General features: G+C 41.5%; 11 protein-coding genes and 1 pseudogene. 6 read left to right on the top strand and 6 right to left on the bottom strand.

Annotation, left to right across the window (positions count from 1 at the left end; genetic code table 11):
- Nucleotide 1 precedes the first annotated feature (1 nt).
- Complete coding sequence (locus EL210_RS05350) at nucleotides 2-1,399, top strand: aryl-sulfate sulfotransferase (RefSeq protein WP_025879640.1); 1,398 nt, start codon at nucleotides 2-4, stop codon at nucleotides 1,397-1,399.
- 695 nt (nucleotides 1,400-2,094) lie between these two features.
- Here the strand turns inward: EL210_RS05350 and EL210_RS05355 are convergent.
- The 4 genes from EL210_RS05355 to rpsA all read right to left on the bottom strand — a co-directional run bounded on the left by EL210_RS05355 (nucleotide 2,095) and on the right by rpsA (nucleotide 7,225).
- Nucleotides 2,095-2,853, bottom strand: coding sequence for an MBL fold metallo-hydrolase (locus EL210_RS05355; RefSeq protein WP_004374130.1), 759 nt, complete (start codon nucleotides 2,851-2,853; stop codon nucleotides 2,095-2,097).
- Complete coding sequence (locus EL210_RS05360) at nucleotides 2,850-3,101, bottom strand: hypothetical protein (RefSeq protein ID WP_025879641.1); 252 nt, start codon at nucleotides 3,099-3,101, stop codon at nucleotides 2,850-2,852. Before EL210_RS05360 ends, EL210_RS05355 begins: the two co-directional genes overlap by 4 nt.
- Before the next feature lie 231 nt (nucleotides 3,102-3,332).
- Nucleotides 3,333-5,282, bottom strand: coding sequence for a transcription termination factor Rho (rho, locus tag EL210_RS05365; protein ID WP_004374132.1), 1,950 nt, complete (start codon nucleotides 5,280-5,282; stop codon nucleotides 3,333-3,335).
- A 161-nt stretch (nucleotides 5,283-5,443) separates the two neighbouring features.
- Complete coding sequence (rpsA, locus tag EL210_RS05370; RefSeq protein ID WP_004374133.1) at nucleotides 5,444-7,225, bottom strand: 30S ribosomal protein S1; 1,782 nt, start codon at nucleotides 7,223-7,225, stop codon at nucleotides 5,444-5,446.
- Between the two features lie 859 nt (nucleotides 7,226-8,084).
- Between rpsA and EL210_RS05375 the strand changes: the two genes are divergently transcribed.
- From EL210_RS05375 to EL210_RS05385, 3 genes are all read left to right on the top strand, one after another.
- Nucleotides 8,085-9,308, top strand: a complete 1,224-nt coding sequence (locus EL210_RS05375) for a DUF4929 family protein (protein WP_018920735.1) — start codon at nucleotides 8,085-8,087, stop codon at nucleotides 9,306-9,308.
- A gap of 146 nt (nucleotides 9,309-9,454) precedes the next feature.
- The gene (locus EL210_RS05380) at nucleotides 9,455-9,952 is read left to right on the top strand and encodes a T9SS C-terminal target domain-containing protein (RefSeq protein WP_232000442.1); all 498 of its coding nucleotides are present in this window, start codon (nucleotides 9,455-9,457) and stop codon (nucleotides 9,950-9,952) included.
- A gap of 50 nt (nucleotides 9,953-10,002) precedes the next feature.
- Nucleotides 10,003-10,917 carry a hypothetical protein gene (locus EL210_RS05385; protein ID WP_025879642.1) on the top strand — a complete coding sequence of 305 codons (915 nt, stop codon included), beginning with the start codon at nucleotides 10,003-10,005 and terminating at the stop codon, nucleotides 10,915-10,917.
- Between the two features lie 375 nt (nucleotides 10,918-11,292).
- Here EL210_RS05385 and EL210_RS05390 read toward each other — a convergent pair.
- Together EL210_RS05390 and EL210_RS05395 are read right to left on the bottom strand one after the other, a co-directional pair.
- Nucleotides 11,293-11,618 (bottom strand): annotated as a pseudogene (locus tag EL210_RS05390) (transposase); the annotation flags it as partial.
- 147 nt (nucleotides 11,619-11,765) lie between these two features.
- A complete protein-coding gene (locus EL210_RS05395) occupies nucleotides 11,766-12,137 on the bottom strand; it encodes a DUF488 domain-containing protein (RefSeq protein WP_018920731.1) in 372 nt (123 codons plus the stop codon).
- Nucleotides 12,138-12,235: 98 nt separating this feature from the next.
- On the opposite strand from EL210_RS05395, the gene EL210_RS05400 reads away from it, so the two are divergent.
- Nucleotides 12,236-13,333, top strand: coding sequence for a 4Fe-4S binding protein (locus EL210_RS05400; RefSeq protein WP_026285977.1), 1,098 nt, complete (start codon nucleotides 12,236-12,238; stop codon nucleotides 13,331-13,333).
- Nucleotides 13,330-13,965 carry an HAD family hydrolase gene (locus tag EL210_RS05405; RefSeq protein ID WP_018920729.1) on the top strand — a complete coding sequence of 212 codons (636 nt, stop codon included), beginning with the start codon at nucleotides 13,330-13,332 and terminating at the stop codon, nucleotides 13,963-13,965. Before EL210_RS05400 ends, EL210_RS05405 begins: the two co-directional genes overlap by 4 nt.
- Nucleotides 13,966-14,490 lie beyond the last annotated feature (525 nt).

Consider the following 14,490-nt stretch of genomic DNA (forward strand, 5'->3'; position numbering starts at 1 on the left):
TATGAAAAAAATCCTATTATGGATGCTAACTGCTATATGTCTTCTCTCTGCTTGCCAGGGAGAAGACCGAAATAGCGGCGATAATACTTCCTTAGAAACATTTAGTGTGCAATTGAATCCCCAAAATACTTTGCGCGCTGATGTCGAAGTTAACATGAAGACTGCGACGACTTATCATATCGAGTATTGGGAAAAAGACGTCCCAAAGACCATACAAAAGACACTGCCTGTAGTTGGAAATGGATTTGTGAAACGTACGCTTGTTTTGCTGAAACCTCACACGCAGTATGCTTGTCGATTGGTTTGTGCCGACGGGAAACAGTCTGCTGTGCGTACATTTACAACGCAGGCTGCACCGGATGATATTGCTCATGCAACGTTATTAACCGACGACATGCCTCGCGAGTTGCCCGGCTATCTGTTAGTTTACATGCGTAAATCGCCTGGCTATATTTATTTGCTCAATGCCAAGGGAGTTCCTGTGTGGTACGAATCTATTAAGGAAGGTGTATTGGTGGCAAATTTCGAACCGCGTACTCATAGGCTTTATATGATTACTAAACCCGTACAGAACGATTTCAACGAGGCCTATACCGGGCGTGTTTTCAAAGTGATTGATCTGTGGGGAAATACTATCGTTGAGAAGGAGCTTGCAACATTACCCGAGATGGAAGGACGGAAAGCACATCATGAATGTCGCCCTCTACCTGATGGAAGCGCAGTCTTAGTGACAACTGTCGACCGCAAATTCGACTTACGGGCGCAGGGTGGTTCCGACTGTGAGACTGTAACAGGCGATGGTTACGTCGTCATTGATTTGAAAGGGCAGGTTGTAAAGCAGTGGGACTGTTTCGGGACACTTGATCCAAAGACAGATTTGCAAATCATGCAAACCAGAGAAGATTGGCTGCATGCTAACTCTATCAACTACGATAAAGAGGGGAATTATTACATGACCTTTAACCGTCGGAGTGAATTGTGGAAGATAAACCCCACAACGGGGCAGGTAATCTATCGAGTTGGTAAGGTGGGTACTATTGCACTCCCTGCCGAAGGATGGGCTGACGGCATGCACTGTGCTAATCCTGCTGCACCAGATGATGTGTTGGTTTTAGACAATGGACGCAATAATGTACATGGTTCGCGGGCATTACGTTATCAGGTAGATATGGCAACACGGCAGACTCGACTGTTGTTGAACTGTGAACTTCCTCGTCAATACAGCACTCCCAACCGTGGAAATGTGCAGCAAATCAGCTCCGATATGCTTTTATTTGGAATGAGTGTGAAGAATTTAATCGTCTTCACAGATTGTAGCCGACAGGCACATATCTATCGTATTCTGTCGCTTTCGCATCTGCCTTATCGTGTGGAGTATATTCCTGAACTTCAATATTAGTTCCCAATTGTCGGTGATAGCATAATATTATGAGTCTCTATAAAAACAGAATAAGGGAAGCCTCAGCTCAATAGTTGTATAAAAGAGAATAACAATAATAGCCATTCCATAAACGTGGGATGGCTATTATTATTCATCATGAATAATAATGTCGTTCAGAACAATCTGAATTTTGCTGCTTATAAAAAATGATTATATTCTCTTTCACTATACGTGAGTATTTCAAATGAGAAACAATCTCACTTCAAATAAGCACTGTGTTTTGATATTTTGCAAATTGTTGATTATCAGGAAGTTATTATATATTAAGTCAAAATGTGGAATAAGTCCACATGAGAATGCGGTGTAATCTCTATTGAATCACCATGCAATCTGCGTCAAGTTATCACGTGTTTTGACTCAAACGGCGGTGTGTTTTGCATCAAATTACAACGCATTCTGAATTGAATTGCGTGATGAAGTTGTTAGAGTTGAAGAATACACCTTATATTTTCGCTTCTTTTCTTCTATTTGGTAGTGTCTTGAAAAGTTGAGTTTCAACCAACAATTTTTACAAAAAGGGTCATGATGTACGTGCTGAACAGCAGATATTTATATAGAAAAGGGAACTTTGCATGTTGTAGGTATCGCTTTTCATTGTTTGCAAATGACGATTGATAAATGTAGTTTAATAGAGAGTTTCAAGTTTCCTTTGTTTATCGTATATCTATAGTTTCCCCTTCATGTGCTATGGACCAAAAGACTATTCCTTTCTCATCGGTAAATTCTTTCATGCGCCAAGCACTCTCAAATCCGCTGGCGACAAAGTGCATGGGGACGAAGATGCCAACATTGAAACGGTCAATGAACTGTCTGGCACCACGTGTATATCCATTGCCAATGCGTGCATCAACGGGAAACATTACAATATCAAAAGCGTCTGTAATCTTTCGAATATCTTTTAACTCACCGAGGAAACGTTTCTCATCTTGGCATGGATTAATCAGTCCGAATTCCTCAGAGACAATGGTTCCACTCTCATAATTGTCATTAAGGAAACGGGCATACCAGTTATTAAGGTCGCCCGCATGGAAGATTTTCCTGTCAGAAACCTCTACAACCCATGAGACTCCACTGTCGTTACTGCCGGTGGCATACACTTTAATATGCTCGTCGTTCCATATTCCTCCCTTTGCCAACCATACGTCAGCACTTGTCTTTTCGGTCCTTCTGTGCCTCAGAATATCCTTGGAGAGAATATAGGTAAAGGTGATTGAAGGATATTCATGCCGCCATTCCAAGATTTCTTTGGTGAAGTGATCTTCGTGGAAATGGCTTGCAAACACGTAGACAGGCTTTTGGGTAGAAAGGGTCTTGGGAATTACACCTGTAGGATCTAACCAGTAATCGAAGATGAGAATGCAGCTTTGGGTCTCAATGACAAAACCGCTGTGGAAGATATAGGTGAGTCTCATTTCTGTAATTCTTTGGGAACAAGTCTGCAGAGATGGTCTTCTCTGATGATTTTAGGAGCCGCCTTTCCTGCAAGTACTAATATTTTCTTACCGTTGCGGTAGATGTGCAATTGGCGCGAACGCACCACGGCCGTCAATCCTGTATCATTCTGCATGGCAATCCAAATGGCATGGTAAGTGCCATTTTCTTCGAATAGTTTCTCCCGGAGATGTGAGCAGAGATCAGCTGTATTTAGATTTATTGACATGCCTGTTTGTCTTTCTGAAAGGAGTATATTCATGAAATGGGCGTAGCTTCGTATTTCCCCTTTCATGCTTAGTTTCTTGTTTTAAAGCATTTCATCATTTGCAGAAATCAGAGTCTATAGGGCAAAAGGTCTTGATAACTTAGCATGATTTTAGCTGTTGATAAAGGAAAAGGCGCTAAGGGAAAAAGTATTACCTTAGCGCCTCTTTTCTCTCAATCTGCAATAAGTATCTTATGAATTCATTGATAGCAGGAACTCTTCATTATCGCGTGTGTGCGCCATTCGGTCGTGAATAGAGTTCATTGCCTCTATTGGATTCATGTCGCTGATATATTTGCGGAGAATCCACATGCGGTCGAGTGTTGTCTTATCCTGGAGCAAATCATCACGGCGTGTGCTTGAAGCCACAAGGTTAACAGCAGGGAATATACGCTTGTTGCTGAGCGAACGGTCGAGTTGAAGCTCCATATTACCAGTGCCTTTGAACTCTTCGAAAATCACTTCATCCATTTTGCTGCCTGTATCAATAAGTGCAGTTGCAATGATCGTCAATGAACCACCGCCCTCAATATTGCGGGCCGCACCGAAGAAACGCTTGGGTTTTTGCAGTGCGTTGGCATCGACACCACCCGTCAGAACCTTGCCACTGGCAGGACTTACGGTATTGTAAGCGCGGGCCAAGCGTGTGATAGAATCAAGGAAGATGACAACATCATGTCCACATTCAACCATGCGTTTTGCCTTCTCAAGTACGATGCCGGCTATCTTTACATGGCGTTCGGCCGGTTCATCAAAAGTTGACGCTATGACTTCTGCATTGACAGTACGAGCCATATCGGTAACTTCTTCCGGACGTTCATCAATGAGTAGCATCATCAGATAGGCCTCGGGATGATTAGCGGCAATGGCATTTGCTATGTCTTTCATCAAGATTGTCTTACCTGTTTTAGGCTGTGCTACGATGAGGGCACGCTGTCCTTTACCGATAGGAGAGAAGAGGTCGACGATGCGAGTCGATAGGTTTGTGGTGGCATGATCACCACAAAGCGTGAACTTCTCTTCAGGAAAGAGTGGTGTCAGATGTTCAAATGGAATGCGATCGCGCACTTCTGTTGGCTGACGGCCATTGATTTTGTCTATTGTTGTCAGTGGAAAATACTTCTCACCATCGTGAGGAGGACGCACATGACATTGAATGACATCACCCGTTTTGAGTCCATATTTCTTGATGATATTCGTGGCAACATAGATATCGTCGGGCGAAGAAAGATAGTTATAATCACTCGAACGAAGGAAACCATAGCCATCTGGCATTGCTTCGAGAACTCCGTTGGCTGTGATGAGGTCTGAAAAATCGAAACGTTCTACATTCTGCTGTGCAGGAACAGAGTGCTGATAGCCTCCTTGTTGAGGCATTACTCCTGTTGTCGGATTATCAAACATGTCGAAATTTGGAACGACTCCTTGATCTTCGATAGGTAGATCAACGACCGTGATGAAGTCTGTGCCGTCAGCGGGATCGCCTTCCCATACACCATTGATAGGAACCTTAGCTTCTTCAGTGTCCTTGTTATGGTCATTCATCTTGGCCTGAAGCTGTTCGAGGAGATTGTTCTTTTCTGTATCTTCCACAGCTGGAGAATTTGTAGAAAAGGCAGCTTCGGGAACGATTTCTTCCTGTTGATTGGTTGTTTCTGCCTCTTCTGTGGGCTGTTTGGGTGTTTCTGCCGTAGCTTCCGTACTTTCTGTAGCGGCTTCTTTTGCACGTGCAGCCTCGGCTGCTGCAATTAATTCAAGTTCTTTCTTCGACTTTCTGCCACGATGTTTCGGCATAGCAGCCAGAAGTTCTTCAGGGTTGGGAACTTCTTCCGAGGTAGGCTCTTCGTCCTTAAAAAGCGATTTCTGTTCAGCAGTTGCTGACTTGCTTTTCTTTGTATCGAGGTTCTCGCCCTCTTTACCTTTTACAGTATAGACACGATCGGTATCCTTTTTCACAATTCTTGTGCGTTTTCTTTTGGCGCTTAATGGATTTCTGTTACCTTCTTCTATGGCCTGTTTATCCAGAATAGCGTAAATGATATCTTCTTGACTATCTTTTTGGTTAAAGGTGACACCTAACTCGGAGGCAATCTTAGCCAGCTCGGTGACGTCCTTAGATAATAATTCGTCCTTGCTATACATACTAAGTATATGAAAAATATTGATTGAATAGAAGTGTGTTTCTCGAACGGAAACACAACTGTATTGATTTCACTGCAAAGGTAAGAAAAATATTTGTAAGTGCAAAAAAAGAGCCCGCTTTTTTCAAAGCAGGCTCTTGTTATTATTGGTTAAGGCATGAATTATTCGCCTTTTTCCATCTTAGCTTTCAGATCAGCAAGTACGTTGAGGTCGCCAAGAGAGGTACCTGCAGCTACATTGTTAATCTGGGCAGCAGCGTCAGACTTGTGAGCTGTGTGCTTACGAGCCGGCTTAGCTGCGACAACATCGTCCTTACCCTCTTCAAATGTACGGCTGTGAGAGAGGATGATGCGCTTGGTTTCTTTCACGAACTCAATCACCTTGAATGGGAGTTCCTCACCAAGCTGAGCCTGTGAACCATCTTCTTTTACAAGGTGCTTAGGTGTAGCAAAGCCTTCACCACCTTCGTTCAAGGTGATAACAGCACCCTTATCCATCATCTGAGTAATCTTACCTTCATGAACAGAACCTGGAGTGTAGAGTGTTTCATAGGTGTCCCAAGGATTATCTTCAAGCTGCTTGTGGCCGAGACTCAGACGGCGGTTCTCTTTGTCAATGTCAAGAACTACAACGTCGATTTCAGCACCAACAGTCGTGAATTCAGATGGATGCTTTACTTTCTTGGTCCAAGAGAGATCGCTGATGTGGATTAAACCATCAACACCTTCTTCAAGTTCAACGAAGATACCGAAGTTAGTGAAGTTGCGAACCTTTGCCGTATGCTTGCTACCAACAGGATATTTGCTTTCGATAGCCTCCCATGGATCTTCCTTGAGCTGCTTGATGCCGAGGCTCATCTTGCGTTCGTCGCGGTCGAGAGTCAGAATGACTGCTTCCACTTCGTCGCCTACATGCATGAACTCCTGTGCTGAACGCAAGTGCTGACTCCATGACATTTCGCTTACATGGATAAGACCTTCAACACCTGGCTGGATTTCAACGAAAGCACCATAATCTGCAATAACGACAACTTTACCCTTTACATGGTCACCTACCTTCAGGTCTGGGCTGAGTGCATCCCATGGGTGAGGAGTGAGCTGCTTCAAGCCGAGAGCAATGCGCTTCTTATCTTCATCGAAGTCAAGAATAACGACATTAATCTTCTGATCGAGTGCAACAACCTCGTGTGGATCGCTTACGCGGCCCCAAGAGAGGTCTGTAATATGAATGAGTCCGTCAACACCACCGAGGTCAACGAATACACCATAAGAAGTGATGTTCTTGACTGTACCCTCGAGTACCTGTCCTTTCTCAAGGTGAGAGATAATCTCTTTCTTCTGTGCTTCCAACTCAGCTTCAATCAAAGCCTTATGAGAAACGACAACATTGCGGAATTCCTGATTGATTTTTACAACCTTGAACTCCATGGTTTTGCCTACGAATACATCGTAGTCGCGTATAGGATGAACGTCAATCTGGCTGCCTGGGAGGAATGCCTCAATACCGAATACATCAACAATCATACCACCTTTAGTGCGACACTTGATGTAACCCTGAATGATTTCCTCATTCTCGAGCGCTTCGTTAACCTTGTCCCAGCTCTTGTTCAGACGGGCCTTGCGGTGAGAAAGAACCAACTGGCCTTTCTTGTCTTCCTGGTTTTCTACGTAAACCTCAACCTTGTCACCGACCTTCAAATCTGGATTGTAACGGAATTCAGAAGCAGGAATGATACCATCGCTCTTGTAACCGATGTTAACAACCACTTCTTTCTTGTCGAGAGAGATAACAGTACCCTCTACAACCTGATGCTCCTGAATCTTGTTCAGGGTTTCGTCATAAGCCTTTTCAAGGTCTTGCTTGCTGACGTTTGCGCTTGAACCATTCTCAAACTCGTCCCAATTGAAGTCTGCCAATGGCTGTACGTTCTTTAATTCTGACATAAAAAATTTAATTTAATAAAGTTAGACTTTATGTGAATGTAGCGTATCTCTAATAAAGAGCATACGCTCGAAACGGGTGCAAAGGTACGGCTTTTCATAGGAATGAGCAATTCCTGGAAAGGATATTTGTAAATTGGTTAAAGTTATTTAACATTATAGTGTGGTATGTTTGGTCTAACGGATTTATGCATTCAAGCAGAACCTTCAACGAATATCATGGTTACATTTAAATCAGATGACGCTATGCCACAATGTCTGCTACTGTGTGTTTTTATGCTGTATCGTTTTCATTATCAATTGTGTTGGGCTTTCGATTCAAGGCAAATTACATGGTCATTTGATACGAATTATGCGGTTATTTCATAAAGATTGTAGCATGATTTAATAGTGTTTAGTGGGTTCTTTACAAAGAATTTATGTGCAGAAACGACACTTTGCCTTGGTGAGTGAATTGAATGTTTCGTGGCAAAACGCCTTTTTTATATTATTTTAAGTATCATTAAATATCACTATTATTGAGTATTGCCAGATCAATTGGTTCTTTATAATTTTGCATCCATAAACGAATCTTACAGTTTGTTTCTGATCAAACAACCACGATCTTTTGGACTTTGAGTGTTGCCAATATCATCTTTGAGATGGAAAAATGCATTGAGATGATTTATACTTATGAGTAAAGAGGAGAAGAGAAGTTGTTGTAAAGAGAATCTTATCTTTCGTTTTGGATAAAGATCTCAGATCTTTTAATCATCAATCTCTTGTAGTGTATGTTGCGAGGGTTATGGGAAAACATAGCTGAAGCTTTAAAGACATCATCAGAATGCATAAAAAATAAAGTATAATTTAACAGATAATAGAAATGAAATTCATGAGAACAATCTTCCCGTTGATTGTTATTTTCTTCTTGGTAGTGGCCTGTAGAAACAATAACGAGAATGATGTGCAGATGTCAAATGGCATAGCCCTTTCTGTGGTTGGCAATGCCTTTATGTCTGAAGATGATGCAGAGGGCGTTACACTCAATGTGTTGATAGCCTTTGCTCCCACAAAAGACGAGACCATAGAGTTGACTTTGGAGGGCAATGAAGACGACATCGTGCACTTAGACCATAATGTTTTGCATTTTAAGGCAAAGCAAAAGGAGGCTACTGTGAAAGTGATATCCAATGCTAAGCATGCGCTTTCAGTACCAAAGACGCTGAGTATAACCATCGGAAATACATCAGACCCACGAATGAAAGCTGCAGATGAAGGGGTGAAAATCGTGGTTACACCTGATGCCGACATCCCCGTTTTGACGCCTGAACAGCTGCAACTCATTGCAGGATATAAAGAAAAGTTTGGTTTTGACCTCACTTCTCTATTAGGCAAGGTGCCTGTTGAGGTCACAGTTTTATTTAACACCAAAGATAAAGAGGAATTTTTCAAGGGGCAATCCAAGGCTTCTTTTAAGGGGTTCAGCATCATCACGCTCAGTGAGAAGGCAACAGCCGATGCGCCGATACTAAAGATTGTGGACAATCCTATGGGGCTAACGTCATTCTTTTACGATGTGTTGAAAGCTAAAACCGTGGAAGATCATGAGTTCTTTTTGCAGCAACCTTATGGCAGTGCGATAGTGCAGGCTATTAATTACGATGCAACAAAGGAACAATTCAGCATGAGCCTCGACGATATTAAGCTCATTCCGTCCTCAGGTGAGGTGGAGTTTGTGGTTCAACGTTCTAACCACTACGACGAGATGATATCCGCTTTACCCTTTGTTTATTACTTTTCAGCATGGGAAAGGGTTAAGGAACTACGTGACAAAGGAACTTTGGTATATGTGAAAGAGAATGGAAAGATTGTGGGTTATCAAATTACCGACGAGTTTCTTTTAGCCGGTGGCTCGATTGATCCCCAACGTTGGCTTGGTATAAGTGATATAAGTCGCGACACATATAATAACACTCCTTCTGATTGGGTGACGCCAAAAGGTCATGTAGATTTTACGAAAGGGACGATGACATTTGTGTTTCCATGGGACTTTGAGGCGGCAAATGGCTATCAACAAGTGAGTGTCACCTATACGATGCACAAGTAAATCGCGAATATCTAATCATCATTGACAACGGCAACATCATTTAGTTTGCAATCCAACTTACTCTTGTAATGATAAGTTATCAGGTGATTTACAATGCAGCTATCAAGCATATAAACAATGAAAAGAAACATAAAATTCAATCAACAATGAAAAGTAATCTAATCAAATTATTTCTGTTCGGATGCTTAGTCATGCCCTTGGGAGCGAAAGCAGCAGGGCCTGTGAAGTTCTTTTGCATAGAACTCCGGAACGGAACGAAGACAGAGTTTGCACTTTCTGACACACCCAAAATCACTTTTGCTAGCGGAAGCATGACCGCTTCGACAGAAAAACGAAACATTACCGTGGCTTTATCGGACATCGTTCATTACAGTTTTAGTGAGAAAAGTCTTACCGATGGTATTTCTACACCGTCCCAACGCCGTGTGGATAAACTGCAGGCAGATTACGATGAGGGGCATATTCGCTTGCGAGGACTCCTTGCTGGAGCACCAGTTAGTGTGGTAACAATCGGTGGGCGATTGGTTTTTAAGACACAGGCTTTATCAGATGGTTTGCTCGACATCAGCCTTTCGTCCTATCCAGCAGGCGTATACATGGTATGCACACCAAATGGTAATCTCAAGATAGCCGTTAATAAATGATGTAAGTATCAATATATTACACAGAATTACAACTTAAAACAATAATAAAAATGAAGAAGTATCTACTCTCAATTGTTTTCGCTTTCACCTTTGTAACCTTGTCTGCACAAACTTATCAGATGAAAATTGTAAAAAAGGGAGGTGAACTCGTGAAACTATCTGCTGATGATATCCAAGAGATTTCTTTTGAAGCAGATGAAAGTTCGCAACAAATTCCAAAGCATGTAACGCTATTTGGAGTGAAATGGGCAACGGGAAACCTACAATATGACAAAGGAACATGGAAGTTAGCCGACCATCAGTGGGATTATTTTAATCCTCGTTATGGATTTCATAGAAGCTCATCAGAGGCTTATAAGTTTGAGAAGATACAGGCTGATGACCAGATAGACCACTTCAACTTTGGTGTTTGCGGTAAGAATGCACTCACCTATTCGAAAGATGTGTATGGAAACACAACAAAAACAAATATTGCTGGGAAGATGTATACAGATGATAAGTTCCTGCACGAAACCACTGATTTCAGCCAAGCAGCCTTTGGTGACATTGCTTATTGGGCTACAAAAGGAAAGTATCGCTTACCATCTTATGACGAGATTTACAACTTAGCACAGCGCGGGAAGTGGCAGCTTGGCTATGTAGTTGTGGAAAACAATGACAGGATATATGGTTATTTAGTAACCGAACCAGGTGAAGGTGACTTTGCAAGAACCATTACTCGCCCTATACAACTGACGCAAGATGATCTCTCAAAAGGCCTATTTCTGCCTTTCGCGGGCTCTCGATATGATGACACAAAGGGAGTGAAATATGCAGGTTATGGTGGATATTACTCGGCATCTATTCTCTTTGAAGACAGTAAAGACTATGCACGCATGTTGGGTATAGATTGTGATGGCGTTAATGCTGATAATGGAGATAACTGCCGATATGGTCAGTCAATTCGACCTGTAGTAATAGAATAATTGCATGATAATAGGAAAAGACCACTCAAGAAAGTCTAATTGGCTCTTTTTGAGTGGTCTTTTTTTACCTAAGACTTATATAAAAATAATGAAAATGCTTATAGGGTGGTAGCAGAACTTGCTAGTATAGAGATGTTCATACGTTGCTGTTTTTGAAGCCCTTTTCCAAAACATTCCGATAAGCTATTTGCCTATATGTTGCCATGTAACGGTTGTGTAATTTCAACTGTATCAAGGCTCTAATCCTTCATATTTCACCTCATTTTGGATAATACGATTTTTAATCGTGTTGGCCAGATGAGAAACCTTTCTTCCGAGGCAAAGTTACATGATTTCAAAACGTTCTCCAAATTTTATTGCTAATTGTTGTGATAACATGTCTATAATTTGATCCGCCATACCTTCTGCAAGGATCGTTTCACGCTTTTTGACGGTCTGAGGTTCAAAGGAACCGTCACGGTCACGAGGAGTTTCTACTGTGACCTCACCATAACGTGTCTGCACTTGCTTAGGTATCTTACCATTACGGCGATTGCCTTTTGAGCGTTCTTCAAGAGAGAAATGGACATTCATCTCACCTTCAAGGGCAGCATTCAAAATGCGTTCCAACATTGGTGCAAAGCACCATCCTTACCAAATAATAGCTCTCCGTTACGAAGCTGTTCCACAGCTCTCTTGTAATTAATTTCGTTGTTGTCCATAAAAAATAAACTGTATAAAACTGTTTCTTATTGTAGCCTGCCACTGTTTACTTTACACTCTCAAATTTAAAGGGGGCGACAAGTGTTTGATACCTGTCGCCGTCTTTCGTGGGGTAATACTTGAAGTAAGCATCCATGTTGATTACCTTATTCTGTTTTTAACTGCCTATTGATGTAATCTCGCAATACAACAGCTTGGTTGTGGACTTCATCTTTGGCGCCGAACAGAATAGTTACATTGCTCTCTTTGAGTTGTTTTCGGCAAAGCTCAATGAATACATTTGTCTCTGGGTTCGCCTCAAGTTCTGTGATGTAGCGTTCTGTGAAAGTAGGGAAATTCTCAGGGATATGGCCGAACCATTTCCTTAATTCTGCTGAAGGAGCAATATTTTTCTCCCAAAGATCAATGTCAGCTTTTACTTTTGCAATTCCTCTTGGCCACAATCTGTCAGCCAAAATGCGATAGCCGTCGTGTTCATCGGCAGCATCATAAACCCTTTTAATCTTTATTTCGTTCATGAAAGCAAAGATACTAATATATATTAAAAGCGGGTAAGAATGAGGCAGAAAAATCTATTTAATTTGTAATTTTGCGGCTCATTAATATATTAGTTGTCGTGGAAATAAAGAATAAGAAGATAAAACAATTAGTCTCTTTTGTTATCTGTTTCGTAGTAATGGCCGTTATAGCTGTTGTGCGTGATGGGCAGATTTTGGGGCATAAAATGCGTGTAATGCCAGGTGATTCAATAGCAAAGAATATAGCTGTTGATACAATGTATCACACAAAGGATAATGTGACAGTTATCAATACGGCTTCTCTTGCAAAAGATGTGACGGGATTTGGAGGAACCGTTCCATTAGAGATTTACTTAAAGGATGGTAAGATTTTGAAAATCAAGGCACTGAAGAATCATGAAACACCAGAGTTCTTTGAACAGGCAAGTAAATTGCTGACAGCGTGGAATAGAAAATCCGTTGACGAGGCACAGCAACTGAAAGTCGATGCCATTAGTGGTGCAACATTCTCATCGCGTGGGATTATCGGTAATGTGGAACGTGGCCTTCAATATGCTGCAAAGAATGTGCATGAGAAGAGTTTCTTTGAAAAAATGGATCTTAATACCAAGACTGTTGCGGGTTTGATAGTCGTACTTTTAGCGGCTGTTGTTCCTTTGTTCTATCGTAAAAAGACCTATCGAACGATACAGCAGATACTGAATGTGGCCGTATTGGGCTTTTGGTGTGGCACGTTTATATCTTATTCCCTCATGGTTGGCTATATGTCAAGTGGTGTAAATCTATGGACTTCGCTTATCCCTGTCATTATGTTGATAACGGCATTTGTTTATCCTTTGTTTGGTAAAAAGTACTATTATTGTACGAATGTGTGTCCTTGTGGAGCACTTCAGGAGTTGGCAGGAAAGGTCAATAAGCATAAAAAGTTGAGAATGAGCCAGGAAACAGCCAAGCAGTTGGGACGCTTTCGCGAAATATTATGGGCCACACTTACGATGTTAATGCTGTTAGGCGTTGGCTTCCAATGGATGGATTATGAGGTGTTTGCAGCCTTTATCCTGCAAAGTGCATCGGTCGTTGTGTTGGTTTTGGCAGTCGTAGTGCTTGCATTGTCAATCTTTATACCACGCCCTTACTGTCGCTTTATTTGCCCAACAGGTGTTTTGTTCAAGATAGCTCAAAACTCGAAGTCATGAAAATACGTTTGATTTTATTTGATTTAGGTGGCGTCATCTATACCAGTGACCGCCATGAAGCGGTGAGACGCTTTGGAAGTTTAGGTCTGAAAGATGCTGAACATCAACTGAGTATGTACACCCAGACGGGCCTTTTTGGTGCACTTGAAGAAGGAAAGATTAGTGATAAAGAATTTGTTGCACAGCTTTCTGACAAAGTCGGGAAATCGCTTTCATGGGATGACTGCAGGCTGGCGTGGTTGGGTTATGCCACCTTTTTGCCGCAACGTAATCTCAATGTGCTACTTCGCTTACGTCACATGGGTTTTCGTTTGGCCTTGGCCAGCAATACCAATCCATTCATGATGTCGTGGATTGACAGCTGTGATTTTGATGGGAAAGGCAATAGTATTCGGTCTTATTTAGATGAACTTTACGTCAGTTATAAGATAAAAGCGTTGAAGCCTTCACCTGTTTTCTTCGAATATATCCTTCAGAAGGAGAAGATACAAGCCGAAGATGTGCTGTTCATTGATGATGGACCACGCAATGTTGAGGCTGCCCATAGCTTAGGCATCCATACTGTTCTGGCTGTGAACGGGGAGGATTGGACAGAAGATGTGTTGCGTTTGTGCACGCAAACAGATTTTTGATATAAATCAAGAAAGTAGCTTTTAATCAATGAAATGCGTCATGATATTTGGAGCATTCATGAAACTTGCCTAACTTTGCACATACAAAAGGTTAATAGATTGTTTAGGTTTTTAGTTATTAGGTTTAAAGATTGTGATTCTGAAAGGTATTAGTTTAAGGTAAAAGTCATAGATTGTGGATAACACCGAGTGAGCAATCACTCAACAATGAAATTTCAAATCACAAAATATAGCAGTCTTGGAAGTGATTCCGGGACTGCTTTTTTATGTCTGCTAACCAATGAATTCATTCTTAACTCTATTGATGACAGATGATGATGACTTATTGTTATAGTGGGAGATAAGGTTTCTGTATGCTGTAAACTCAAACGATAAGCTGAGTCTTTTGATGCATATGAACTCTAAGATGTTTACAAGTCCCGTCATCATTTACGCTTTCCCAAAAGCCTTCCTGTATCAAGAATAGTTCTCGTTTTGTAAGGATTATTGGCCAAAATCTATGACTAAAAAATTGCACCAAATAGA

Source organism: Segatella oris (genome assembly GCF_900637655.1).
In the GTDB taxonomy this organism is placed as follows: Bacteria; Bacteroidota; Bacteroidia; order Bacteroidales; family Bacteroidaceae; genus Prevotella; species Prevotella oris.

Coding starts and splice junctions, on each gene's coding strand:
- EL210_RS05350 (WP_025879640.1), top strand. CDS start 2: ATGAAAAAAATCCTATTATGGATGCTAACTGCTATATGTCTTCTCTCT.
- EL210_RS05355 (WP_004374130.1), bottom strand. CDS start 2,853: ATGAGACTCACCTATATCTTCCACAGCGGTTTTGTCATTGAGACCCAA.
- EL210_RS05360 (WP_025879641.1), bottom strand. CDS start 3,101: ATGTCAATAAATCTAAATACAGCTGATCTCTGCTCACATCTCCGGGAG.
- rho (WP_004374132.1), bottom strand. CDS start 5,282: ATGTATAGCAAGGACGAATTATTATCTAAGGACGTCACCGAGCTGGCT.
- rpsA (WP_004374133.1), bottom strand. CDS start 7,225: ATGTCAGAATTAAAGAACGTACAGCCATTGGCAGACTTCAATTGGGAC.
- EL210_RS05375 (WP_018920735.1), top strand. CDS start 8,085: ATGAAATTCATGAGAACAATCTTCCCGTTGATTGTTATTTTCTTCTTG.
- EL210_RS05380 (WP_232000442.1), top strand. CDS start 9,455: ATGAAAAGTAATCTAATCAAATTATTTCTGTTCGGATGCTTAGTCATG.
- EL210_RS05385 (WP_025879642.1), top strand. CDS start 10,003: ATGAAGAAGTATCTACTCTCAATTGTTTTCGCTTTCACCTTTGTAACC.
- EL210_RS05395 (WP_018920731.1), bottom strand. CDS start 12,137: ATGAACGAAATAAAGATTAAAAGGGTTTATGATGCTGCCGATGAACAC.
- EL210_RS05405 (WP_018920729.1), top strand. CDS start 13,330: ATGAAAATACGTTTGATTTTATTTGATTTAGGTGGCGTCATCTATACC.